At 69.8% G+C, this 24,044-nt stretch carries 20 protein-coding genes and 3 pseudogenes; 12 read left to right on the top strand and 11 right to left on the bottom strand.

Features of this window, described 5'->3' with window-relative positions; all coding sequences use genetic code 11:
* Window positions 1-512 precede the first annotated feature (512 nt).
* The gene (locus JK364_RS46215; RefSeq protein ID WP_201857434.1) at window positions 513-3,470 is read right to left on the bottom strand and encodes a helix-turn-helix domain-containing protein; all 2,958 of its coding nucleotides are present in this window, start codon (window positions 3,468-3,470) and stop codon (window positions 513-515) included.
* Between the two features lie 3 nt (window positions 3,471-3,473).
* Between JK364_RS46215 and JK364_RS56235 the strand changes: the two genes are divergently transcribed.
* From JK364_RS56235 to JK364_RS46200, 3 genes and pseudogenes are all read left to right on the top strand, one after another.
* Window positions 3,474-3,836: a restriction endonuclease gene (locus tag JK364_RS56235; protein WP_307841607.1), complete on the top strand. Its 363-nt coding sequence runs from the start codon at window positions 3,474-3,476 to the stop codon at window positions 3,834-3,836.
* Window positions 3,811-4,431, top strand: a pseudogene (locus tag JK364_RS46205) (aminoglycoside phosphotransferase family protein); the annotation flags it as partial. The gene JK364_RS56235 and the pseudogene JK364_RS46205, both read left to right, overlap by 26 nt.
* Window positions 4,432-4,568: 137 nt before the next feature.
* Window positions 4,569-4,831, top strand: a pseudogene (locus JK364_RS46200) (IS5 family transposase); the annotation flags it as partial.
* A 129-nt stretch (window positions 4,832-4,960) separates the two neighbouring features.
* Here the strand turns inward: JK364_RS46200 and JK364_RS46195 are convergent.
* From JK364_RS46195 to JK364_RS46180, 5 genes and pseudogenes are all read right to left on the bottom strand, one after another.
* Window positions 4,961-5,755: an NAD(P)-binding domain-containing protein gene (locus tag JK364_RS46195; RefSeq protein WP_307841609.1), complete on the bottom strand. Its 795-nt coding sequence runs from the start codon at window positions 5,753-5,755 to the stop codon at window positions 4,961-4,963.
* Window positions 5,756-5,850: 95 nt separating this feature from the next.
* The gene (locus JK364_RS46190) at window positions 5,851-6,168 is read right to left on the bottom strand and encodes a hypothetical protein (protein ID WP_230993553.1); all 318 of its coding nucleotides are present in this window, start codon (window positions 6,166-6,168) and stop codon (window positions 5,851-5,853) included.
* Window positions 6,169-6,220: 52 nt separating this feature from the next.
* A complete protein-coding gene (locus JK364_RS57790) occupies window positions 6,221-6,361 on the bottom strand; it encodes a hypothetical protein (RefSeq protein ID WP_307841610.1) in 141 nt (46 codons plus the stop codon).
* Between the two features lie 22 nt (window positions 6,362-6,383).
* Window positions 6,384-6,599 (bottom strand): annotated as a pseudogene (locus JK364_RS57785) (aldo/keto reductase); the annotation flags it as partial.
* Window positions 6,600-6,673: 74 nt separating this feature from the next.
* The gene (locus JK364_RS46180; protein WP_201857432.1) at window positions 6,674-7,636 is read right to left on the bottom strand and encodes an alpha/beta hydrolase; all 963 of its coding nucleotides are present in this window, start codon (window positions 7,634-7,636) and stop codon (window positions 6,674-6,676) included.
* Window positions 7,637-7,768: 132 nt separating this feature from the next.
* Between JK364_RS46180 and JK364_RS46175 the strand changes: the two genes are divergently transcribed.
* Window positions 7,769-8,422 carry a TetR/AcrR family transcriptional regulator gene (locus JK364_RS46175; RefSeq protein ID WP_201857431.1) on the top strand — a complete coding sequence of 218 codons (654 nt, stop codon included), beginning with the start codon at window positions 7,769-7,771 and terminating at the stop codon, window positions 8,420-8,422.
* Between the two features lie 611 nt (window positions 8,423-9,033).
* On the opposite strand, the gene JK364_RS46170 is transcribed toward JK364_RS46175, so the two are convergent.
* Window positions 9,034-10,275 (bottom strand): FAD-dependent monooxygenase, encoded by a 1,242-nt coding sequence (locus JK364_RS46170; protein ID WP_201857430.1) that lies wholly within the window; start codon window positions 10,273-10,275, stop codon window positions 9,034-9,036.
* 123 nt (window positions 10,276-10,398) lie between these two features.
* Between JK364_RS46170 and JK364_RS46165 the strand changes: the two genes are divergently transcribed.
* Window positions 10,399-11,103, top strand: a complete 705-nt coding sequence (locus JK364_RS46165) for a TetR/AcrR family transcriptional regulator (RefSeq protein WP_201857429.1) — start codon at window positions 10,399-10,401, stop codon at window positions 11,101-11,103.
* Window positions 11,104-11,125: 22 nt separating this feature from the next.
* Here the strand turns inward: JK364_RS46165 and JK364_RS46160 are convergent, their stop codons facing one another.
* The gene (locus JK364_RS46160) at window positions 11,126-11,404 is read right to left on the bottom strand and encodes a hypothetical protein (RefSeq protein WP_201857428.1); all 279 of its coding nucleotides are present in this window, start codon (window positions 11,402-11,404) and stop codon (window positions 11,126-11,128) included.
* A gap of 482 nt (window positions 11,405-11,886) precedes the next feature.
* Window positions 11,887-12,579, bottom strand: a complete 693-nt coding sequence (locus JK364_RS46155) for a TetR/AcrR family transcriptional regulator (protein ID WP_201857427.1) — start codon at window positions 12,577-12,579, stop codon at window positions 11,887-11,889.
* 85 nt (window positions 12,580-12,664) lie between these two features.
* On the opposite strand from JK364_RS46155, the gene JK364_RS46150 reads away from it, so the two are divergent.
* The 4 genes from JK364_RS46150 (at window position 12,665) to JK364_RS46135 (ending at window position 16,827) form a co-directional block, all read left to right on the top strand.
* Complete coding sequence (locus JK364_RS46150) at window positions 12,665-13,879, top strand: hypothetical protein (protein ID WP_201857426.1); 1,215 nt, start codon at window positions 12,665-12,667, stop codon at window positions 13,877-13,879.
* A 129-nt stretch (window positions 13,880-14,008) separates the two neighbouring features.
* On the top strand, window positions 14,009-14,566 hold the full coding sequence (locus JK364_RS46145; RefSeq protein WP_201857425.1) for a GNAT family N-acetyltransferase: 558 nt from the start codon (window positions 14,009-14,011) through the stop codon (window positions 14,564-14,566).
* A gap of 435 nt (window positions 14,567-15,001) precedes the next feature.
* Complete coding sequence (locus JK364_RS46140) at window positions 15,002-16,213, top strand: cytochrome P450 family protein (protein ID WP_201857424.1); 1,212 nt, start codon at window positions 15,002-15,004, stop codon at window positions 16,211-16,213.
* 92 nt (window positions 16,214-16,305) lie between these two features.
* A complete protein-coding gene (locus JK364_RS46135; RefSeq protein WP_372462076.1) occupies window positions 16,306-16,827 on the top strand; it encodes a transposase in 522 nt (173 codons plus the stop codon).
* Between the two features lie 9 nt (window positions 16,828-16,836).
* On the opposite strand, the gene JK364_RS46130 is transcribed toward JK364_RS46135, so the two are convergent.
* Window positions 16,837-18,357 carry an FAD-dependent oxidoreductase gene (locus tag JK364_RS46130; RefSeq protein ID WP_201857423.1) on the bottom strand — a complete coding sequence of 507 codons (1,521 nt, stop codon included), beginning with the start codon at window positions 18,355-18,357 and terminating at the stop codon, window positions 16,837-16,839.
* A 55-nt stretch (window positions 18,358-18,412) separates the two neighbouring features.
* Window positions 18,413-19,645 carry an SGNH/GDSL hydrolase family protein gene (locus JK364_RS46125; RefSeq protein ID WP_201857422.1) on the bottom strand — a complete coding sequence of 411 codons (1,233 nt, stop codon included), beginning with the start codon at window positions 19,643-19,645 and terminating at the stop codon, window positions 18,413-18,415.
* Window positions 19,646-20,201: 556 nt separating this feature from the next.
* Here JK364_RS46125 and JK364_RS46120 point away from each other — a divergent pair.
* The 3 genes from JK364_RS46120 (at window position 20,202) to JK364_RS46110 (ending at window position 24,040) form a co-directional block, all read left to right on the top strand.
* Window positions 20,202-23,186 carry an ATP-binding protein gene (locus JK364_RS46120; RefSeq protein WP_307841606.1) on the top strand — a complete coding sequence of 995 codons (2,985 nt, stop codon included), beginning with the start codon at window positions 20,202-20,204 and terminating at the stop codon, window positions 23,184-23,186.
* A gap of 285 nt (window positions 23,187-23,471) precedes the next feature.
* Window positions 23,472-23,651: a hypothetical protein gene (locus JK364_RS56230; protein WP_230993552.1), complete on the top strand. Its 180-nt coding sequence runs from the start codon at window positions 23,472-23,474 to the stop codon at window positions 23,649-23,651.
* A gap of 149 nt (window positions 23,652-23,800) precedes the next feature.
* Window positions 23,801-24,040, top strand: coding sequence for a hypothetical protein (locus JK364_RS46110; protein ID WP_201857421.1), 240 nt, complete (start codon window positions 23,801-23,803; stop codon window positions 24,038-24,040).
* Window positions 24,041-24,044 lie beyond the last annotated feature (4 nt).

Genomic DNA, 24,044 nt, shown 5'->3' with positions numbered 1-24,044 from the left:
CAGTTCGAGCGGCGGCGAGGTGAGGCGGCGGTGCTGGTCGAGCCGTTCGGGCGGCTCGGGATCGCTGACCGGGAGGCGCTGGAAGCGGAGGGCTCCCGGCTGCTGGCGGCCACCGATCCGCAGGCGTCGGCCCATGCGGTCCGCTTCACAGGTAGCTGAGTTCGGCCCTTGACTCGACTGCCACCACCTTGCGCCTGCAACTCGAGGAACTGACCACCGAATAGACGACATCGTGTCGCCGCCAGCGCGGTCCGGGTGCCGCATAGCCGGGCCGCCATGCCGAGTGCCACGACTCCCGCCTGGCGCCTCGGTACTTGTCCGCCATGGCCGCTGGCCATTCCTCAGCGTTGTCCTCGTCGGCGAGCCTGGCCGCGCCGGGGGCGCGCAGGAGCCGCAGGCTGTCGGCGGCCGGAGCGGAGGCCTCCGCGGAGGTGACACACGCTCCGGCGGCGACCGCAGAGCTGGTGCCGCGAGGCTGACTACACCCAGGTACCGATGCTGCCTGGCAGTGCTCAGGGCTGTGGCTCTTTCCCTCCTCCACGGTGATCAGATTCGTGGAGTACGGCTTCGAGTTGCTTGAGGTGGTCGGCGGCGCGAGAGGTTTCGGCTACGCCGAGACGTTGGTAGAGCGTGATCGCGTCGCGCAGGGATTGGATGGCCTCGCGATGGTGGTGGAGGGCGGCATGGCAGCTGGCTGTGCCTTCAAGCGCGTGGGCCTGATCCAGGGGGCTGTGGATCTGGCGGGCGAGGGTGAGGGCTTGCTGGTAGGTGGCGAGTGCGGGCTCCGGTCCGATAGCGGCGGCCTGCAGGTCGCCGGCGGCGGTGAGGGCCTCAGCCTCGCCTTTACGGTCGCCGAGCTTGTGGAAGCGGGCGCGGGAGCGCTCGAGAAGATCGGCAGCCGCTATGTAGTTCCTCGTATCTCTGTTGATTTGGCCTAACTCAAGTAGGGCCCAGGCTTCGTTCTGGCGGTTGCCGAGGGTGTGGTAGTGGTCGTAGGCCTGCTGGGCCAGCTCTCCCGCCTTCTGATAGTCGCCTGTCAGCCGCCGTACCCAGCCCAGGTCCAGCAGGGCGTTGGCTTGGCCGAGGCGGTTGTCGAGGCTGTGGTAGAGGTCGCGGGCCTGCTGGGCCAGTTCCCCGGCCTTCGGGTAGTCGCCGGTCCGCCGCCGTACCCGGCACAGGTCGAGCACGGCGTTGGCTTGGCCGAGGCGGTTGCCAAGGGTGTGGTACAGGTCGTGAGCCCGCCGGGCCAACTGCGCCGCCTCTGGATAGTTGCCTGTCATTTGCCGTACCAGGCCCAGGGCGCGCAGGGCGTTGGCTTGGCCGAGGCGGTTGTCGAGGCTGTGGTAGAGGTCGTGAGCCTGCTGGGCCAGCTCGCCAGCCGCTGGAGAGTTGCCCGTCCGCCGCCGTACCCAGCCCAGGTCGAGGACGGCGTGGGCTTCGGTGTCAGGGGAGTTGAGGGTGTGGGCCGTGTGGGCGGCAGCCTGGTGGAGGGCAATGGCTTCGGCCCAGTGGCCCTCCTGGTCGAGGAAGGCGGCCATCGTGCGGGCCAGGGCGGCTGCGTGAGGTAAGCGGTCAGTGGCTGCGTGGTGTGCAACCGCGAGGAGGTTGGGGAGTTCGGCGCGCATCCATGCCAGGGCATCGCTGCGGGTGGCCAGAACGGGAGCAGTGGTGGGCGGTGGCGCGGTGGCGTTGTCCTGGCGGGGAACGGTGCTGAGGTAGTGGTCGGCGGTTCGGGCCGTGCGGTGGTAGTGGTCGAGCAGGCGGGTCACCGCTTGGCCGCGGTCGGATGAGGGGGCCTGCCGGGCGAGAGTGTGGGCGTAGGTGCGCAGCAGGTCGTGGAGGCGGTAGCGGTGCGGGGCGGGCTCGTCGATGAGGTGGGCGGTGTAGAGCTCGTTGAGGCGACGGCGGGCGGTGGCGAGGGGGATGTTGTCCAGGGCCGCGGTGGCGTAAGGGTCGGTGTCCGGTCCGGGGTGCAGGCCCAGCCGTCGGTAGAGACGCTGGAGGTCGGGAGTGAGGTGCTGGTAGGAGAGGTCGAAGGAGGCGGCGAGGGCTCGATCACCCGCTTCCAGCTCAGCCAGGCGGTCCTGGGCGGTCGCGAATTCGTCGGTGAAATCTTTGATGTTCCAAGCCCTGTGGTGGGCGAGGCGGCCGGCGAGCAGGGTGATGGCCAAGGGGAGGTGGCCGCACAGTTCCACTGCCTGAGTGACGGCTGAGCGATCGGATGCGGTGGGTGCGCGACGGGAGATGCGGATGAACAGATTGGCGGCCTGGAGCGGAGGGAGGGTGTTCAGGGGGAGGGGGCTGGCACCGTCGAGGTCGGGCAGCCGACGGCGGCTGGTGATGAGGACCAGGCAGTCTTTCGAGGCGGGCAGGAGCGGTTCGACCTGCGCCGCGCTGGCGGCATCGTCGAGGATCAAAAGCATGCGTCTGCCCGTGAGTGCATCCCTCCACATGCCCGCTTTCTCTTCCAAACTCTGCGGGATGTTGCGGGGGGAGATGCCTAAGCTGAGCAGGAGCTGGGTCAGGACGCCAGCGGGGTCGGCGGGGGCGGCCCCGGGGGCGTGGGTGCCGAGGCGGACGAAGCGCTGGCCATCGGGATAGTCGCCGGCCAGGAGGTGGGCGGTGTGGATGACCAGAGCCGTCTTGCCCACTCCGGGCATGCCGTCCACAGTGTGGATGGTGATGACCGGCGCCTGCCCTTCCTCGGCTGCGTGTAGGAGGTGGGAGAGTTCCTCGGTGCGGCCGGTGAAGTCGGCGACATCCCGCGGCAGGGTTGTATGCAGCGTGATGGGGGCGGGCGGCGGCAACTGGTCCAAGTGCTGGGTGCTGTACTCGACGACCTGCACACTGGTTGCTCCGTGCAGGCCGATTGAGGCAGAAACACTGCTGCCCTCACCGGGAGCTTGTCTGCCGTCACCGACCGTGGTACGGCCGTCCGGAGCACCAGCTTTGTCGTGCTCGGTCGCTTGGCCCGGCTCATCGGGGCGTCCGGTGTCGTGGGGCGCGGGCAAGACAGGTGACGGGGCCGGGTGGTATGGACGCCGATTGGCAGCGTGGGCGGTGTGATAGGCATGCCAAAGGCGGCTCAGGGCCTCACCGGAGCCCAGGACATGGTCGGCCTGGCGGGCGAACGGCTGTGTAGGGGCCTGAGTGCAACGCTCGACATGGCTCACGTAGGACTTGTCGTAACCCATGCGACGGGCCAGAGCCAGTTGGGAGAGCCCCCGACCAGCGCGCAGCCGGATCAGCTCGGCCGCGAACGCCGCAGCACTCTGCCGCACCGGACCAGCCGGATCCTGCACCTCCCCTTGGGCAGCACTGTCCTGCACGGCACTTTCCGGCAGCAGGGTAGGGCCGTCTCCGGGCGGCTTGGGGTCGACGCCTGCGCTGGGCAGGGCTCGCAGGTGGCCGTCCAGCCGGACACGGGCCACTGCGCCCGGGTCATCTGAAGTTCTGTTGGTGCCGTCCACGCTGTGCCCTCGCCGTCCAGGTCCCCGTCACACGCATCCCGGGCCGGATCCGCGAACGCGGGTTGCCCTCTGCGAGGCGTGTCCTTGACAGGACCACGTTCAGGCAGCGCGCGGGGCGCGAACCAGGGGCGCACAGCAGCAAAATACGATGCCCGGGACAGCAGAAGGGCTCCCCCCGGCCGCGCCCGGACCCTTGACCGCGGCCGGGTCGGCGGCGTGGGGGACCTCGGCGTGGACGTAACCGCCCGTAATGACGAAGACCGGCTCCTGATACTGCAGTGCAAGCAGTACCTGGGCCCAGTCGGATCAGGGCACGTGCGGAAGTTCAACGGGACAGCCTCTGGCGGGCCGGACGGTCCTCGATGATGAGGGATTGGAGACGCGTGTCCCTGTGCTGGCCCGTCAACTCGTGGCGATCCACGCGGTGCGGCCCGCCGTGCGGCCCCGGGGGTATGTGGCGTTGACGACCGCGGACACTGTCGTCGTTCCGAAGGGCGCCGACGCGGCGGTATGGGCTGCGGCGATCGACGTGGTCCGCAGGCCCGCGCCGACCTATGAAGGGCGGTTCCTGCACCGGGACTTCCACCCCGGCAACGTGCTGTTCGACGTGCCGTCCCCAAGGCCCGCAGGTGCCAGGATCACCGGCGTCGTCGACTGGGCACAGGCCTCCTGGGGCCCGGCGGATCTCGATGTGTCGCACTGCTCCACCAATCTCGCGCTGCTGCACGGCCCGGGGTGGGGTCTGCGGTTCGCCGAGGCGTATGAGGAGGCCGGCGGGGTGCTGGCCGCGGCCGCGAGCGAGCGGCTGTACTGGCGGGTGCTGGACGGGCTGGCGATCTCAGGAGCGGTGCAGCTGGTGGCGCAGTCATGGCGGGAGGCGGGGAGGGCGGAGCTGACGGCGCGAGCCGTGGAGGAGCGGCTGGATGCCTATGTGACCGCCTTGATGGACGCGCTGGGCTGAGCCAAGGCGGTCCGGATTGTGGCCTCGGGCTCATCGTTCACCCTCGCCCAAGTGGGGAATCGAGCAGGCCTTGGAGAATTTCGGGCATCCCCATCAGCGTGACGGAAGGGACACCTCAAACTCCAGAGGAAAAGGGCCTCGGCATCGACCTCGAAATCACCCAACGCACCCCGGGACCAGGGGATTCGCCTCGATCCCGAAACGCTGGGCGGCCGAGCGGACCTACGGCTGGCTGATGCTCCACCGCCGCCTGGCCCGTGACTGCGAAACCCTTCCCGCCCGCTCCGAGGCCATGATCCACCTCGCCATGACCGCCCTCATGGCCCGCCGCCTCACCGGCGAGAACACCACTTTCTGGCGCGACTCCGCAAAGACCCACCAACCGCAGATTCCGGGATGAAACAACGGGAGAAAACGACCTCTGAGAGCCAATCCGGGATCGACGAGGGTTCGGCGGCCCGCTGTCGATCTTGCTCGCGCAAAGGACGGCACCGTTTGTGAGGGGCGTGCAGAGGGTCGCCGTTCCCGGTCACGGACGCCGGTCCCAGCCGGGAGGCTGTTGCTTCAGATCGGAGAGGAGGCCGTCCAGGACCTCCTTGAGGGCTGCGGCGTTGGCCGGATCGAACCACGTGGTGCGGACCCGCTCGTTGTTCCCTTTGGGCGTCTCGTGGTCGGCAGCGAGCTGATGCAGAGGGCGGGTCTCGTCGTTCAGTGAGCGGCCGACGTTCTGGAAGAGACCGCGCAGATACCGGTCGGCGGCGTCGGGGGCGATGCCGTGGCCGACGGCCCACGAGGTGAGCGTGGCGAGGTAGGCGTAGTGGGTGGTGAGGGTTCCGGTCAGTGCGGAGAAGACGTTGAAGGCGTCCTCGTCCGCGACGGGGAGCGCCCCGCCCAGCTGTTCGAAGAGAGCGTCCACCACCGGGTGCGAGGGGCAGGTCACGGTGACGGAGCGGCGCTCGCGCACAGTGGGCAGCGGGATGGCGCGGACGATCGGGGCGCCGGTGGCGAGGGTTCGGCGCAGGTCGTCGATGGCGACGCCGGCCATCAGGTTGACCACGGTCTTGTCGTCGTCCACCTTGAGCCCGGCGAGGGCCTCGTGGTGATCCTGACGGCGCACGGCGATGATCACCAACTCGGAGCGGTCCACCACCTCCTGGTTGTCGGCGCATACCTGGACGCCCTCGAAGCGCTCGGACAGTTCGGCGGCGACGCGGGCTCCCCGGGGAGAGAGGAAGACCTCCGGCGACGCACCGCCCCCGCTGCGCAGGCCCTCGACGATGGCCTTGCCGATCTCGCCCACTCCTATGATGCCGATGCGCTGCACTGTGTCGCTCCCTATGGTGCGCGGTGGTCGTGGCTGGTGTTGGTGCGGCTCTGTACGGTCGCGGTGGTTGCGTGCGGAGTCGAGGGGAGGAGTCGTCATGTCGGTCGCCTTCTTCTCCACAGCGGCGTGACCGCGAAACCGCCCGCCTGGCAGGGAATTATCCCGGCCCGGCCCGGCTCCGGCGGCAGTCCGGTCGCGCCGGAGGTGTCCTTGGTGAGCAGCTCGGCCAGTCCGGCGCTGGCACCGAGCACGAACATCACGGTCGCGACGTGGCGGGCCCACCGCTTTCCTGTTTTGACGGCCCGGGCCGCCGTGAGCCAGGCAAGGACGCCGAGCGCTCCGATGACGGACGACACGACCAGGTAGGTGGTGACGGCCGAGTCGACCCGCGCCTGGGAGCGGTCCTCGTGCATGGGGTGGTTGCGTCATCAGGGCGCTTCTCTCGTCAGTTCCCTTCATGTCTCTTCATTGGTCGATCAGGGCGATGCCGTGGCCGCTGTACCGGGTCCCCTGGGCCCCGGTGTCGGGGACGGCGGGGCCGATACGGGCGAGGTAGTACAGGTCTATGTGATGTGCGCAGCCGGCGCAACGACGCTTCGCAGGCACGCCGCAGATCGTCGGGTGAGTCGGCTGGGACCAGCCCTTCGACGGTGCGCCGGCCCCCGGTCTTGGTGGCCGGCACGGCGCGGTCGCGATGCGGTGCGAGGGTCCGGCCGAGGAGTTCCTCGTTTACTCCGTCGCCGTAGACGTCGCCGGTGTCGGACACGGTGACGTCCGGATCGAGGGCCTCCGGCGCAGTGGCCGCGGCCTCGTCCGGGTCGGTGGGGCCGTAGACGCCGGTCATGCTCATGAGGCCGAGGCCGAGTCGGGAGACTGCTGGGCTGTCGGGTCCAGGGGTGGAGAGCAGGCGTTCCTCCGTCACTTTCCCAGGGCCGCGCGGAGGAACGCGAGGATCTCCGCCTGGGCGGGCTCGGCCTGTGGTTCCACGCTGGGCAGGGTGAGGAACGCATGCCGTGCTCCCGGGTACTCGGAAAGCCGCACGGGGGTCCCTGCCTGGCTCAGCCGCTCGGCGTAGCGGCGACCGTGGTCGGCGACCGCGTCCTGGGTGGGCACCACCACGAGCGCTGGGGCGAGCCCCCACAGGCCGTCCGCGTACAGCGGCGAGACTGCGTTGGCGTCGGTTCCCGGCGGGACGGCGAGCCGCTGGAACAGCCGCAGTAGTGGCAAGGCCCGGGACGGGCTGTAGGCGTACTCGGCCATCGAGGGATAGTCGAACATCGTCCCGGTCACGTCGACTGCGGGGTTGACCAGCACCTGCGCCTTGAGCCCCAGGCCGGCGTTCCTGGCCCGGACGGCCGTCAGCGCGCTGATCAGCGCGCCGCAGCTCTCACCGAAGACGGCCGCGCGCGCCGGGTCGACGCCCCACTGCGCGGCGTGCCGCACCACGTGCTCGAGCACATCCCAGCCGTCGTCGGCGGCGTTCGACAGCGAGCTGCCGGGGGCGAGGAGGCGGTGCTCGACCGAGACGACGAGGGCAGGCAGCCTCACGGCGAGGTGGCTGTTGGTCCAGTCGCACTGCACCGCCGTGCCCACGAAGCCGCCTCCGTGGACATGAACCACGAGTGGCAGGCCGGTTCGGGCCGCGGCTTCGCCGTCTCCCGTCGGGGCCGGCCGGTAGACCCGGACCGGTAGGTCGCGGCCGGGCAGCGCGATCTCCTGCCAGACGATAGCGGCGCCGGGATTCGGTTCCCCGAGGATCGTCCGCGCCGTGCCGGAGGCCCGGAAGCGGTTCTCCGCGTCGCGGTAGGCGCGCAGTTCCTCGGTCGTGATCGCCGAGAAGTCCGGCTCCGGAGGCCGTATCGCGGTAGTGGTCTCGCTCATGCGTCCTTCTCCCCTCCCGGCCGGGCGCCGGGTGTGTCGTCGCCGCCGAGCCCTGTATTGCACTCGATTATGCACGCGCTGCGTGCATCGACAAGTGCATGGGTTAGGCTGGGTCCGTACGAGAGGGGCGAGATGACCGGCCGAAGGCGATGGTCGACCGAGGAGATCCTGGACACGGCGGCGGAACTGCTGCGCACGAGCGACGCCGAGTCGTTCAGCGTGCGCAAACTCGCCGCAGCGCTCGGGACCGACTCCTCCAGCCTCTACCGGCACTTCCGCAACAAGACCGAACTGCTGCGCGCGGTCGCCGACCGGATCCTGCTGGCCGTCATGGACGGCTACCGCCCCGAGGGCAATTGGAAGCAGCGCGTCACCGCCCTCGCCCTGCACCTGTGCGAGGCATTCGGCGAGCAACCCCAACTCGCCGCGGTGTGGGGACGCTACGGGTCCGGCGGCACCGGATCCCGATGGGTCATGGAAGAGCTGCTGCAGGCCCTGCGTGCGTCCGGCCTGCCCGACGAGGAGGTCCCGGTGCGATACCACCGCATCGTGATCCTCCTCGCCGCGCTGATCGCCTCCGAAGCCGGTATCAGCACCATCACCCCTAAGGAGTACGAACAGGGCATGGAGCAGTTCCGCGTCGCGGTGCTCGGCGCCGACCCCGAACGCTTCCCCGCCCTGTCCCACTTCGCCCGCGACATCCGCCCCCTCGGAGCGGACCGCAGCGCCGCATTCGAAGAAATCCTCGCGGCCCACCTCGCCCACATCGAGGCCCAGATCCCCTGACGTGCCGGATCACGAGGGCGATGCGGTCGGGTCGCGACACTGCCGCAGGCCCGGTGCCGGAGGCCGGGCGCAGGAGTAGCGGCCGAGGAAGTTGATGTGGTCGTACCGGAGCGAAGAGAGCCGGGAGGCCGTTCAGACCGAGCCTGCCCAGCCGCCCGGCGACTGGGCAGTGGGCACTCCGCGCGCGGGGCGGGGGCCGGGCACCCTGGTCGCCGCCGCGGCGGCGACCGATGCGAGGTGGGAGTTCATGTCCAGCTCGAACCGGCCGTAGGAGTTCACATGGGTCCAGAACAGCCGGGACAGGGCCCGCCGGTCGGCGCCGGTGAGCCGCTATTGCCACTTCTCCTCACTCAGGATGCCAGGCCATGGCTGTCGTGTCCTCGCCCCGGCCGACGCTCCCGCGCGCTCTACCGCTGCCCCTGATTACTGGAGGGAGGGGGCTATTCCAACCGCGCACTATTCCGTCCTCCCGCCCACGTTGGAGCCAACGGGTGGCTTCGTCGGCGAGTGCCGAAGGCAGGTGTTGCTCAGTGCCGAGAGCGCCCTGTCCGGCCAAGGACCGATGGCGTACAGCTGCACCGCCGCCCTGCGAGCCGCCCGCGACAGGGTGGTCACCGCCGGCGGCGTGCTGCCCGAGGGCCGACCCGTCCGCCCACGACGCTGAACGCCGCGGCGTTGGACAGCTCGGCCGCGTAGTCGGGCAGGTCGACGCTGCTGATCTGCTTGCCCATCTCCAGCATCTTGTCGAGGATCCAGCGCCGGTTCAGCAGCCCGTTGCGCACCCGCAGTCCGGTCGCGGTGCCGGGCGCCAGGAACCGGCCGGTGCGGTCGCCGCCCTTCTGGCAGCCCTGAGCGTAATCGCGCAGGACGTGCTCGTAACGGGCGAAGGCGGTGCGGTGGTCGCCGCGGGCCCGGGCCAGCTCGCCAGCCAGCACGTACGCCGCCACCACGGCGGTGCCTGTGCCCATCCCGCCAATGGTGGCCCCGCAGGCGGCGTCGCCGAGCAGGGCGATCCGTCCGGTGGACCAGGTGGGAACGTCGGACCGACTGATCGAGTCGAAGTACAGCTCGGGGGCCTGTCCCAGGCTCTCCAGCAGCCGGGGCACCTCCCAGCCGAGGCCTGCGAAGGCATCCCGGATCAGCGCCTTCTGCTGCGCCACGTCGCGGCGGTCGTAACGAAGTTCGGTCGACGCGAAGACGAAGAAGGCACCCGCCCGAGCCGGGTCGCGGTGGTCGGCGCCGACGGCGGCAAGCCGGCCGGGGACGTTGAGGCCGACTGAACTGGGAGGCAGACCCAGGTAGTTGGGCAGTTGCCAAGTGGCCGCGTAGTAGCCGAGGTGGCGGACGTAGCGCTCCTCCTGGCCGAAGGCGAGCCGACGGACGTTGGAGTGCAGCCCGTCGGCGCCGATCACCAGGTCGAACTCGCGCGGCGCGCCGTTCCGAAAGGTCACCTGGACGCCGGTGAGCGTCTCCTCCAGGGCGGTGATCGAGTCGCCGAAGCGGTACTCGGTGCGCGGGAGGCCGCGCTGGTACAGCACTTGGGCGAGCTCTCCGCGCGGGACCTCGACGTCCCCGCCCGCGAAGTCGGCCGGCAGGTGGAGGATCTGACGGCCGCGTTGGTCGACGAAGGTCATCGGGCTGCCGCCGGTGTCGAGCGTGCGCAGCTCGTTGAGCACGCCCATCCGCTCCAGCACGGTCAGGTGGGTCTTGCCGCGGAAGTCGACCGCCTGGCCGCCGCCGCGCAGGGCGGGGGCCAGCTCGACGACGGTGGTCTCGAAGCCGTACCGCCCCAGCCAGTAGGCCAGTGCGGGGCCGGCGATGCTCGCGCCTGAGATCAGGACCTTCGTGCGCACGTGAACACTCCATCCGTGACTGCTCGACTAACTGTGTCCGAGGGACACTATTTATTTCTGTGTACGGTAGACGCAGTTAGGTCGCCTCGCAAGGGCAGCAGGCAATACGAGACGGAGCGGGAATTGGGCGAGGAAGCGAACGAGGCGGTGCGGCTGCTCTGGGGGCCACCCGCCAAGCCGTCCCGGGGGCCGAAGCCCGCGCTGAGCCTGGCGCGGATCGCCGCGGCGGGCGTCGAGATCGCGGACGCCGAGGGTCTCGGCGCCGTCTCGATGCAAAAGGTGGCCGGGCTGCTCGACTTCACCAAGATGTCGCTCTACCGCTATGTGCCCGGCAAGGCGGAGCTGGTCGCGCTCATGGTGGAGGCCGCGGTCGGCGAACCGCCGCAGGCCGTGGACGGGCCCGGGTGGCGTGAGCAACTAGCGGCCTGGGCAAAGCAGTTGGCACGGTCGTTCACCGAGCACCCGTGGCTGCTCGACGCCACCGTCGGGCCGCGGGTGATGGGCCCCAAGGAACTCGGCTGGCTGGAGCGGGTGGTCACGGCCCTGGACGGCCACGGGCTGAGCGGCTCCGAGCGGATGGACGCCGCGGTGCTGCTGACCGGCCACGTCCGGGGCATCGCGGAGCAGGCCCGTGCGGCCCGGCCGGGCGGCTCGCCCGAGACGGAACTCCTGGCCCTCCTCGGGCCCCTGGTGCACCAGCACGCCGACCGCTTCCCTGCGCTCGCCGCGGCCATGGCCTCACAGGACGGCCGGGACCAGGCGCTGGACTTTGGTCTGGAGCGCATCCTGGACGGTCTGGAGGTCTTGATCACGCGCCGCACCGGGTAACTCGGGGAAGATCAGCCGCGACTCATTTCACGTGGCGACTGCCCGGGGACGGTCTCCAGCCGATGCGTCCTGGCCCTGACCAGCCCTGCTCGCGAACACCCTGCCCATGTTCCCCGGTGCGTGCGGCGAGGTACTCGGCCCAGTCGCGTCGGGCGTAGGTGACCCAGCGGAGTGCGGTGTGGCGGTGCATCCCGGTCACGTCGGCGAGGATCGGGCTGAGGAGATCAGCAGCGAGAGCGGCCCAGATCGCCGACGTCCCGCCCAGCAGCACAACGCCGAGGAGCGCCAAGGTCGGTGACACCCTCTCGCTGGAGGGAGTGCCCGGTATGGGTGCCACGGGCAACGATGTCCAGGCCGACGTCACCTTGACCAAGTACGAGGACAACGCCAAACCGTCGCTGGAGGCCTTCGCAGCCCCCGACGGCAGCGCCTGGTCGCGGCGGAGTTCACGATCCTTAGCACCGGCGACGCCACCTACGACGACCCCGGCAACCTGGGGGCGAAGGTCATCGACTCGACCGGGAAGGTGTACCCCGGTAAGCCCGGTAGCCCCACCGTCGGTGAGTCCATGGACCTCACCATGATCCTCAGCAGACCGAAAAGGGCCTCTGGTGACGCCTTTGCGTCGTGATCAGCACGCACGGGACGAGGCCGGCGCAGGTCCGCGCAGCACAGCCGACAGCACCGTCATTGTGCCGAGCACCATGAGAAACGGGTCCGTCACCGGCCCGAAACGGCCAACCTTCGAATGCCGGTACTTACTGCGTCGTGGTCGCGTAGAAGCTACGTGCCGATGCGGGCTTCGATCCCGTCGAGCACGATTTCCAGACCGAGTTGGAACGAGCCGTCAAAGTCATCGTTGCCGAGGTCGGCGTGCCGGGCCAGCGTGGGGTGGAGTTCTTCTCGGCGATCGAGGTACTGCTGGGCCTGGCGGCGCAGTTCGGTCTCTGCGGCGGGGTCGCGATGGCTGCTGCGCCATAGGTTCTCCGTGGCGGTGTACCCCTGGACGTAATAGGTCAGCGACGAAACGGACGCAGTGAGCCGGGCCCCGTCGAGTCCGGCCCTGTTGAGCACGGAATAGACCAGCTCAGATCGTGCGAGGGCGTGAGGGCCGAACAGTGGGCGGGTGGACATCAGAGCGGGCAGCCAGGGGTGACGCCGCATAACGTGTCTGCTGCGGGTCAGCTGGCGGGTGAGGGCTTCCCGCCAGGGCGCATCGTCGACGCCGTCCACTTCGATCTCGGCGATGGTCTCGTCCACGGCGAGGTCGAGCAGGTTCTCCCTGTTGCCGACGTATTCGTACAGCGACATGGTGCCGGCCTCCAGGCGGGCCGCGAGACGCCGCATGGAGAGGCCCTCCAATCCCTCGGCGTCCAACAACGCCACCGCGGCGCGGGTGATCCGTTGTCTGGAGAGGCGAGGCTTTGGATTGGGCTCGTCGGTGAACCAGATCGCCGGGGGACGTGGCTGAGGCACTCTTCGCGCTCCTTCCGTACGCCGTACGGAGAATCGTACAGCTAGCTTCGTGGCGGAACTCGGCTTCAGGGACAGGGAGGAAGCAATGTCAGTAACGTCACGGAAGTGGCTGCGCGATTATGCGCTATTGGCGCTGCGCGTCAACCGGCAGATGGCCGGGAGCGCCACGGGCACGGTGCTCATCTACCGCGGGGCGCAGAAGTGGCGTGCACAGGCGGAGAGCGAAGATCCGCCCTCGGCCGGACGGCTGGCCGACGACGCTGACGCGCTGCTGGAGCAGGTGCCGTTCCCGCCCCATCACGCCGAGTATCTGGCCGCCCATGTTCGGGCACTGCGGGCAGTCGCTCGGCGGCTGTCCGGCGAGAAATTGGCGCTGCCGGAGTACGCCCACGAATGCTTAGGGGTTTCAGCGCAATGGCTGCCAGAAACGCTGTTCGAGGAGGCTCATGCCCAGCTGCACGCCGCGCTGCCACGGGGCGCCGGCTCCCTGGCGGACCGGCTGCATGCCTGGCAGGCGGCCCACACACTGCCGCCGGAGCGGATGGACCGACTGCCCGACCTCGTCGCCAGAGCCGTCACCGAGACACGACGGCGCACCAGCGCAATCGCGCCTTTGCCCGCGGACGAGGTGGTGCGATGCCGACTGGTCTCCGGTGCGCATTTCCGGGCGGCCGGGGAGTACGAGGGCGGGGTGCGGTCAACCCTGCACATCAACAGCGATCTGCCGTTCAATCTCGCCGATCTTCTGTATGTCGTCGCGCACGAGGGTCACCCCGGGCACATCGCCGAGTCCCTGCTCAAGGAACGTCTGCTCGTCGAGGAACAGGGCCGCCTCGATCAACAGATCCGGTTCATGCTCGGACCCAGCTTCGTGATCAGTGAAGGGCTCGGCCTGCATGCCCAGGACATCGTCTTCCCCGGGGACGAGGCCCAGGCGTGGCTGACCGACAACGTACTCGCGGCATACGGCATGGCCCCCGACGGCAGCGACTTCGCCGCCATCCACCACGTGCAGAACATCCTGTTCGGCGTCTGGGCCAACACCGCGCTCCTGGCAGCCGAAGGCCGTCCGGACACCGAACTGGCCGCCTATCTGTCCCGCTGGGCTCTGCTCTCCGACGCCGAGATTAGCGCGGCACTTGCCTCACTACGGGCCACGGGTATGGCTCTGTACGTCCTCAGCTACTTTCACGGCTGGCAACTCCTGGACTCCTGGCTCACCGCTCCCGACCGCCTGGCCAGGGTCCGCCGCCTGCTCACCGAGCAACTTCTCCCGGCTGACCTGCAACCCACGAACTGACCCCGGCCGGGAACGGCCGGGGTCAACGCCCTGCTGCCCTCCGCCGACACCACCTCCCGACCCGATGCTGTACCGACCCTCACATCAGCCTCCATGCTTGATCACGGTCAGAGACAGGGAGGACCTCGAATGGAAGCAACGACAGACAGCGGACGTGATCTGCCGCCCGACGGGCTGAGGCCAGTGCTCACCACACCACGCCTCCGTCTGCGCCCGCTCTCCGAAGCCGACACCGACTGGTGGGTATTTCTCCACTCCGATGACGAGGTGAACCAGTTCGTCGGGCCCTACACCCACGAGCAGGCCACAGTGCGTCTCCGCGACATCCGCCAACAGTGGGTTCAGCGTGGCCACGGCCTGTGTGCCGTCGAACTGACCAGCACCGGCGAGGCGATCGGGCGCTCCGGCCTCAACTGGTGGGAGGCGCTGGGCGAGACCGAGATCGGGTGGACCTTCGCCCGAGCGCATTGGGGCAACGGCTACGCCACGGAAGCAGCACGTGCCGTCCTCGCATGGGGCTTCGGCGCGCTCGGGCTCGGGCAGATCACGGCCATGATCCACCACGGCAACACCGCCTCCACCACCGTGGCCCGCCGCCTGGGATTCACACCTCTACGCGAAGACAGCGTCCTGGGCCGTCCCTGCACCGTTTACGCGCTGAGCAGCGACGACTTCGCCGCGGAGTGAAGACCGAATACCAACATCGGTCAGCCAATCCCTGCTCAGCGCTAACACGAGTGCGGCGTTTGGATCCGAGACAGGTTGCGGTAGATGTCGTGGTCGAACTGCGGCGGGCGGCCGCCGCGACGGCCGCGGTTTCGGCGGTGGCGTTGCTGGTCCCGCTTCTCTGGGATGGTGTGGCCGATGCCGCGCTTGCGCGGGTAGGCGCGTAACCCGCGGGAGGCGTAGGCCTTGTCCGCGATCGCATGGTCTTGGCCTACGTTTCGTCCAGGACCGTGCTGAACCCGGGTAGATCGAATTGGCCTTGACCGCCGTTCCCTCGAGTTCAACGCTACCGACATCAACGGCCCACCTCCTGCTTTGCGTCGTGCCGCATGAGGAACCAACGAGCAGTCGTGTAAAACCAGTTGAAGACTCAGGAACATCTCACTTGGAGGCTCCATGGCCGTCGGCAGTCCAGTTCCCTCGCCCTTCACTGAGACCACCGGGACGGCCCGGAGTGCCGCCCTCGATGCGCTCACCACGTCCGGTCCGGTGCAGCGTTTCACGTTGTTCAACGGCGTCCCGGTGTGGCTGGTCACCGGTTACGCGGAGGCCAGGGCACTGCTGGCGCATCCGGCGATGGCCAAGGACCCCGAGGTGGTACCGCATGCGAAGGCCACACCGGCCGACCTGCACGCCGCCATGTACACCAGCGTGCTGACCGCCAACCCGCCCCACCACACCCGGCTGCGGAAGCTGGTGACGGCGGCGTTCACGGTCCGCCGCATCGAGAGGCTCCGGCCCCGGGTGCAGGAGATCACCGACGGTCTGCTCGACGCGCTGGACGAGGCCGGTGCGGACGGTGCACCGGTCGACCTCGTCGCCGGCCTGTGCTACCCCTTGCCCATTACGGTGATCGCCGAACTGCTGGGCGTCCCCGTGGCCGACCGCGAGGCGTTCCGCGGCTGGTCGTCGATCGTCATCAACGGCTCGGTACACCCCGCCGACACCTACCTGTCCGCGGCCGCGGACATGGTGGCCTACCTGCGCGGCATGATCTCCGAGAAGCGCAGGTCTCCCGCCGACGACCTGTTGTCGGCGCTCATCGCGGTGCGCGACGGACAGGACCGGCTGTCGGAGGACGAACTCAGCTCGATGGTCTTCCTACTGCTCCTCGCGGGACACGAGACGACGGTCAACCTCATCAGCGGCGCCGTGTACTCCCTGCTGTGCCACCCGGAGCAGCTGCGGCTGGTGCGGGCCGAGCCCGGCCGTCTGCCCGCGGTCGTCGAGGAGCAGCTGCGGCAGGACGGTCCGAAGCAGACGCCCGTTCCCTCGGTCACCACCGCGCCGATCACCGTCGGCGGCGTGACCATTCCCCGCGGGGACGTCGTGGTGGTGTCGCTGCTGGCCGCCAACCGGGACCCGGGGCGGTTCGCCGAGCCGGACCGGTTCGACATCACCCGGCCCGCCGCGCCGCACCTGGCGTTCGGACACGGCCTGCACCACTGCCTGGGCGCGCCGCTGGCCAGGCTGGAGGGCGCCATCGCCGTGGGCAGCCTACTGCGGCGGTTCCCCGGCCTGCGGCTGGCCGACACGGACACCGAGCCGCAGCGGCTTCCCAGCCTCTTGATGAACGGCGTCGCCGATCTGCCGGTCATCCTCGGCTGAGCGGGGCTGTGCGTGCTGTGTCGTCTGGCCGGATACGCGACGCGGCCCCGTATCAGCGCGGTGCACCAGGGTCCGTCTTCAAAGATCATCGAATGGTGGATCACGGTGATGTGATACGCCGCCATGAACTCACCGATCAGGAGTGGGAGTTGCTCGCTCCGTTGATACCGCGGGCCGCGACCGGGCGGCCGCGCACCGCGGACCGGCAGGTCATCAACGGCATGGTCTACAAGATCCTCTGCGCACGCCCTCTGCTCGAACGCACCGGCGTGCCCCGCACCGGACGGGGCCGGCCACGCTGCCGACCCGACCACGTGATCGCGGACAAGGCCTACAGCTCACGTGGCCTGCGTGGCTACCTCAGGCGCCGCAGTATCGCCCACACCATTCCGGAGAAGCTGGACCAGAAAGGCCACCGCCGCAACCGCGGGCCCCGCGGCGGCAGACCACCCCACTTCGACCGGAACACCTACCGCCAACGCAACATCGTCGAACGCTGCTTCAACCAACTCAAAGGGTTCCGCGGCATCGCGACGAGATACGACAAAACCGCCACCTCATTCGGAGCAGCGGTCTATCTCGCCTCATTCCTGCGCTGGGCAAGATCCGTTTGAAGACGGACCCTAGTTGGCGGTGCGAGCAAACCACCGGTCGGCGGTGTGCTGGAACCCTGCGGGGTCGGGATCGGGGCCGTCTGCCCAGGCGACGATGCCGTCGGGGCGGATGAGGAGGGCGCCGCAGCCCAGTTCGTTCCTCGCCGGGCCCGAGACGTACCGGATCAGGTTCTCGTGGTCGGCGGTGGCACCGGCGAGCTGCCTGTCGGGGGTGAAGTCGATGGCGATGCCGTGCCCGTCCTGCATGAGGTCGCTCAGACGCGTCCCGTTGGTGAAGTGGAAATCGGGGGCGTTGCGGCCGATCAGGGGGTGTGTGCTGCCGAGGTCGTAGCGGTGGGAGGAGCCCGAGGTCCGGTTGTAGACGTAGGTCGTTCCGTCCCGGGTGCCCAGCACGTCGCGGACCAGGGCCTGGATGGCCTGGGCGTGTGGGTCGGGCTTCATGACCGCGCTCTGGGCGCGCGTCCAGTCGAGGATCTGTGCGCCGACGGGATGGCGCTCTTGGGTGTAGGAGTCGAGCAGGCCGTCGGGGGCGTATCCGTGGACGGTCGCGGCGAGCTTCCATCCCAGGTTGATGGCATCGCCGATGCCGGTGTTGAGCCCCTGTGCGCCGAGGGGCGAGTGGATGTGTGCGGCGTCTCCGGCCAGCAGGACGCGCCCGTGGCGGTAGGAGGTGGTCTGCATCGCCCGGTCGGTGAAGGTGGAGACGAGCTGAACGTCGCTGAGGGTGACGTCGGTGCCGGAGACGCGGCGCAGCACGGACTGCAGGTGGTCGAGGGTGGGCTGCTGTGTGCGGTCGAAGGCGCCGCCGTCGCAGTCCAGCATGCCGATGTGCCCGGGGGTGGGCATCCGCACGTACATGCCGGTCGGCGTGAGGGTGAACCCGGGCTGCAGCTTGTCGGGGTCGGCGACGGTGGCGAGCATGGTGTAGCCGGTGAACAGCGGCTCGGTGCCGGTGAGTTCGAAGCCCGCGAGGCCGCGCACGGTGCTGCGTCCGCCGTCGCAGCCGACGAGCCAGCGCGCCGCGTACTCGTCCTCGCCGGCCTGTACGAGGACGCCCTCCGCGTCCTGCGTAAGTCCCGTGACCCGCGCGCCGCGGTGGATCTCCACCCCCACCTTGGCCGCCTGTTCGGCCAGCACCGTCTCCACGGCTTCGAGGCTGGTCATCACGCCCTCCAGCACGGGGCTGGGCAGCCGGTACGGCAGGGCGGCGGTGTCGATGTCGGCCGGGTCGAGCATCATGCCGGCGAAGTGGCTCACGCTGCGCGGCGCCGGCGCCACCTGCGCCTCGAGGTCCGTGCTGCCATAGCTGTGGGCACCCGACGCGGTCAGCAGTGGCTGCAGCATCCCGCGACGGTGGAACACCTCGACCGAAGCGGCGGACAGGCCCCGCATTCCGAGCGGAAGCGCCTTCCAGGGGGTGCCTGTCTGCGCCTCCTGCTCCAGGATCAGGACGTCGCAGCCCGCGAGACCGAGCTCGCAGGCCAGGAGCAGTCCGACAGGGCCGGCGCCCGCGATCACTACGTCATGCATAAGATTTTCCGTTCTCCTCAAGGGGCACTGGGTGGGGCACTGGGTGGGGCAGGCGTCACTGGAACAGCGTCAGATCGATGGAGTCGCCCAGGGCCCGGCAACCCGCGTCACTGCCGTGCAGGTGATCGCCCGCATGGAATCCGTCCTGGATACGGGCGGGGCGGGCCGGGTCGCGCCAGACAGCATCGAAGTCCAGGACCGCGTCGAAGGCGCCGCTGGTACGGATCCACTCGTTGACCGCCCGGCGTACGCGATCGCCTTCCGGCGTGTAGATCTCATCGCCCTCGTACGGGGTGAGGGTGACGCCGTAGACGCGCACGCCGCGCTCGCGCGCCCGGGCGATCAGCTGCCGGTAGCCCGCGATGAGGTCATCGGCCGTCCCCGGCGCGCCGGGGAACATGGCGAGGAAATCGTCCGCGGGGCCGCTGCCGTCCTGCGGCGCGTTGGAGATGATGATGTCGCCGAGGCCGATGGCGATGACCACGTGGCCGAGCCCCGGTGTGGCCAGTACGTCACGGTCGTAGCGGGCCAGCACCGCCTCGCCCAGGCCCTCGTTCAGCATCCGGTTGCCGCTGATGCCCTGGTTGGAGACGCAGACGGTGCCTGAATCCTGCACGGCCAGGCGCTCGGCCAGGCGCTCGGCGAGGCGGTCCGTCCAGCGGCGGTTGGCGTCCGGGGTGGTGCCGGAGCAGTCGGTGTTGGAGTCACCGATGATGGCGATGGTGGTGGCCGGGCCGTCGGGGAGCACCTCGATCGCCGAGATGAGGGCCTGCAGCGGCAGGGACGTGGCCCGCGCGGGCAGGGTCAGTGCGTCGACGGCGTTGCCCGGGATGCTCCAGGCGGTCTGGACGCCCATGGCGTGGCAGGTGGCGCTCTTGACCGCTTCGGGCAGGTAGAGGCTGATGGCGAGCTCGGACAGGGCCGGCAGGGGCGGCTCGATCGGGTCGCTGAGCATCGGCGCGCCGACGGGGACGGTGACGCCCGTCCGGCCGGCGAACGTCAAGGCCCGGTCGCTGCCCGGCCGGATGCCGCCGTCGGGCGCCGCGAGGGCGATCCGGGCTGCCCCGATGGTCAGGGGCTCGGTGCCGTACTCGTTGGTGAGCCTGAGGCGCACCAGGTTCCCGCCCCCGCTGATGCGCACCACTTGGCGCAGGGTCGTGTCGGCGAACGGGGGCAGGGGACCGAATTCCTCGATCGGGGCGTGCGGGGCAGCTCCCCACGTCCGTACCCAGACGTCGTTCCTCGTGGGGGCCGTGCCTGCGGTCGTGGTGCTGGTGGTTCCGGTCATCGCGTCTCTCCGTCGTCCGGTGCGGGCAGCCCTGTCGTCGCCGCGGCGATCGTGGTGTCCGCCGCGGCTACCCACACACTCGCCCGGGCCGCTCACACGGGGCGCACACGGCGCTGACACCACGCCTCACATGGATCGGCTCGGTGTGCGCGGCCGTGTCAGCGCCGTGCACACGACCGCCGCCCGGCCTGGTGGCCGCCATCGCGACGGGGACGCCACGGTGACGGTGCCCGAATTGGCCTTCCGGGTGCGCTCGCGCAAAGATGAGCCCATGGATGGGGATGCGCGGCTTCGCATCACGTTGCTCGGTACGTTCCAGGCATCTCGTGGTGGCACTGCCCTGCCGGTGCCCGGGCCCCGCCTTCAGGCGCTGGTCGTACGTCTCGCGCTCGCCGGTGGGCGCGCGGTCACACAGAGCTCCCTCATCGACGCGATCTGGCCAGAGGAACCTCCCGCCGATCCCGCACATGCCCTGCAGGCCCTCGTGTCGCGACTTCGCCGGGCGTTCGGCTCCTCCAGTGCCGTCACACAGGTCGCAGGCGGCTACCGCCTTGACGTGTCCGCAGCCGACGTGGACGTGCTGCGCTTCGAGCAACTCGCGGTCGCCGGCCGGGAACGCCTGCGCGCCGGCGACGCGCCGGGCGCGGCTGCTCCGCTGGGTGAAGCCGTCGCCCTGTGGACCGAGCCACCTGGCACCGAGCCACCTGGCACCGAGCCTGCCACCGTCGCCGCGGTGGAACCCGCGGCCGCGACCCGCCTGGCCCACTCCTCGGTCGAGGCCGCCGCCGACCTTGCCGAAGCCGAACTGGCCCTGGACAACGCCGCGCAGGCAGCCGCCCGGCTGACCGGCCTGCTGGCCGAGCGCCCCGGGTACGAGCGCGCCGTCGCGCTGCTCATGGACGCGCTCGCCGCCCAGGGCCGTCAGGCCGAGGCCCTGGCCCGCTACGAAGAGTTCCGCGAGACGCTCGCTGACGAGTTCGGCACCGGCCCGGGCGCCGCCCTACGCGAACGGCACCTGCGTCTGCTACGGGCCGCGCAGCCCGCTCCCGTCCCCACCGCCCCCAAGGCAGCGGGGGAGGCGCCGAACAATCTGCCCGTGCCGCTGACCAGCTTCATCGGCCGTGACGACGACCTGGCCCGGATCGGCACCCTGCTCGCAGAGGGGCGGCTGGTCACTGTGCTCGGCCCCGGCGGTGCCGGCAAGACACGCCTGGCCGTCGAGGCAGCGCGCCGTCACCGCGACGCGTACCGGGACGGCGCCTGGCTGATCGACCTTGCCTCGGTCACCGACCCGGACAAGGTCGGCGGCGCCGTGCTGGCCGCGATCGGACTGCGCGGCGCCGCACTGTTCGACGCCTCCGCCAGGCCGCGCAGCAACTCCGGCGACGAACTCGATGTGCTGACCGACCAGTTGGACGGCCGCGAGATTCTGCTCGTCGTGGACAACTGCGAGCACGTGATCGACGCGGCCGCACACCTGCTCTCCGCGCTGCTGACCCGCTGCGCGGGTCTGCGCGTCCTGGCCACCAGCCGAGAACCGCTGGCGATCGACGGTGAGGCGCTGGTCCCGCTCGGCCCGCTGGCACTGCCCGACCCGCTCGCGGACCTCCAACAGGCCCGCCGCACGCCATCGGTACGGCTGTTCGCCGATCGGGCCGCCGCCATGCGCCCCGGATTCGACATCACCGAGGACAACCTGGCGGACGTACTGCGCATCGTGCGCAGCCTGGACGGCCTGCCACTCGCCTTGGAACTCGCTGCGGCCCGCCTGCGCACACTGACGCTGACCGGCCTGGCCGAAGGGCTGTCCGACCGGTTCCGGCTGCTCACCACCGGCAGCCGCACCGCCTTTCCACGCCACCGCACACTGCGCGGAGTCATCGCGTGGAGCTGGGACCTTCTCCCCACGGGCGCCCGGATTGTCGCGGAGCGGATCGCGGTCCTGCCCGGCGGCATCACACCGGCTTCGGCCGCCGCGGTATGCATGGGAACCACCGTGCTGGTCCGCGACATCCCCGAGCTGCTCGCGGACCTGGTGGACCGGTCACTGCTGCAACTCGCCCCCGACACCGGGCGGCACCGGATGCTGGAAACGATCAGGGAATACGGCCTGGAGCGACTGGCCGAGCAGAACACCCTGCCCAGCGTGCAGAACCTGGCCGCCCACTACTGCGCCGACCTGGTGGCCCACTACGACCCGCTGACCCGCGGACCCGAGCAGCTCCACGCCCTCCACACCCTGCGCGGCGAGCACGACAACGTGCTCGCCGCGCTGCGACACCTCTGCGACACCAACAACTCCGACCGGGCAATCGCGCTCGCCCTCGACCTGACCTGGTACTGGCAGATGCTCGGCCGCCCCGACGCCGCCGCCTACTGGCTCGGGGAGGCAACCGCCATCCCGACCGACAGGCCCGGCCTCGAGCATGAGATCGCCGAAGGACTGCTGCTCACCTCCCAAGCCGGTCAGAACGCACTGTTCAGTGGCTCCTTCAAGGAAGGAAGCACACGCCTGCGGACCCTCGCCGAACGTCTGCTCAGCCACGGCGAACTGCCCGGCTTCACCGGCGCGCTCGTCACCATCAAACTCGCCCTCCCGCACAAGACCCAGAAGGGCAAGGCGATCATCCAGCGACTGGCCGAAGGACCGGATGCCTGGCTGGCCGGATACGCCCACATCTCGCGCGCCCACGCCGCCGAGAACGAGGGCGACCTCGACCAGGCACGCGCCGACGCCACCGCAGCCCTGCAGTGCTTCACTCGATCCGGCGACCACTGGGCACTCGCCACGACACTGCCGCTGCGCTCCCTGCTGCGTCAGTACGACGGCGAACTCCAAGGAGCACTCGGCGACTTGCAGGAAGCCAAGCAACTGGCGAGCGAGTTCGGAGCACTCAGCCTCCACGACGAAATCTACATCGACCTGCGCCAGTTCGATCTCCTGGTACGACTCGACCAGACCGCACGGGCAACCGAGTTGATCGCCACAACACGGGAACGCGCACTGCGGTCCACAGCCCCCGGCATGGCCATCCTGCTCGACGCCCGCGAAGCCCGGCTGATGGTACAAACAGGCAACCTGGACCGCGCACGCCAGCTGATCGAGGCGGCCGAGTCCGGACTCTCCACCCAACTGCCACTCGACGACGACCACGGCCGAGCCCTGATCGCAACCGTGCGGGCCGAACTCTGCCTCCAACTCGCCGACGGGCCGGGGGCCGCGCACGCACTGACCCGGGCATACACGGCAGCGGTCAACAGCCAGGACCTGCCGATCGTGGCGACCGTTGCAGTGACCGTCGCCGGCCTCGCCGAACTGCTCGGCCGACACCGCGACGCAGCCGTCACACTCGGCGCAGCCGCCCGCCTCCGCGGCGATCAGGATCGCACCGACCCGCACATCCGGACGCTCAGCACCCGCACCCGCACAGCCCTCGGTCACAAGGACTTCGCCGAGGCGTACAGAGCAGGGTGGCAACTGGACGCGACAGCCGCCCTCGCCCGGTCCAACCCAGCCCTGGTCGCGCCCCCGCTGTCATAGAGGACAACACCGAGCAGGATGCGACCGAACTCTTGACGCCGCGCGCCGCTGTGAGCCGCCCTCCGGATCGCCCGAGACAACTGGAAGGGGCCGAAGGCCGTGAACGTTTCGTCAGCGGGAGGGGGGAGCGCTTGAGGCGCCCGCCGGGTGTAGTCGCTCTCCCGGCGGACTTCAGGGCGTGCCACCAGCTCTACCGCGCCGCGTACGTGCGCTGGGCCGAGATACATCTCGGCTCGGGTGCGGACGCCGAGGAAGCCGTCGACCACGCCTTTTGAGCAACTCGCGGTGTCCTGGCCGACCGTGCTGGCCCAGCCGACGCCCGAGGCGTATGCGTGGAAGGTGGTCAAGAACCGCACCATCGACCTGTCCCGCCGCCGTAACCGCCGGCCCGTGGTCGTCGACGTGCGCCGGGTCCTCGGACTGTACGAGCAGGAAGGAAGCCGTGATGGGCACCCAACCGATTGACCGGATGCTGGCCAAGGCCCGTCTGGAGCATCGCCCATACCCGCCGGAGAAGCTGGCCGCGGCAGAGGAGAGGATCGCCGCCCGCGTCGCCGAACCTCCACCATCTCGCGCTCGGCGAGGGACCGGCAGCCGACTGGTGGTACCGGCAGATGGTGCCCGACCGGCACGCCCTGGCCCCGGACGAGCACGAAGTCCTCATACACCGTGTGGACCTCGGCCTGGCGGGGCGGGAGCCCACAGCCGCCGTGCGGATGACCGTGCTCCCCGAGGCCGCCGAAGCGGTCGTCCGATACGTCCCCACCGCGATCGAGTACGTGGACGACGTCGAGCTGCCGCTCCCCACTGACGGCTTCGCCGAACACATCGAAGAACTCGCCGCCGCCCACTGACCAG

The sequence above is a fragment of the Streptomyces endocoffeicus genome, assembly GCF_016741935.1.
GTDB lineage: Bacteria > Actinomycetota > Actinomycetes > Streptomycetales > Streptomycetaceae > Streptomyces > Streptomyces endocoffeicus.
This window is presented reverse-complemented; position numbering and strand designations above follow the sequence as displayed.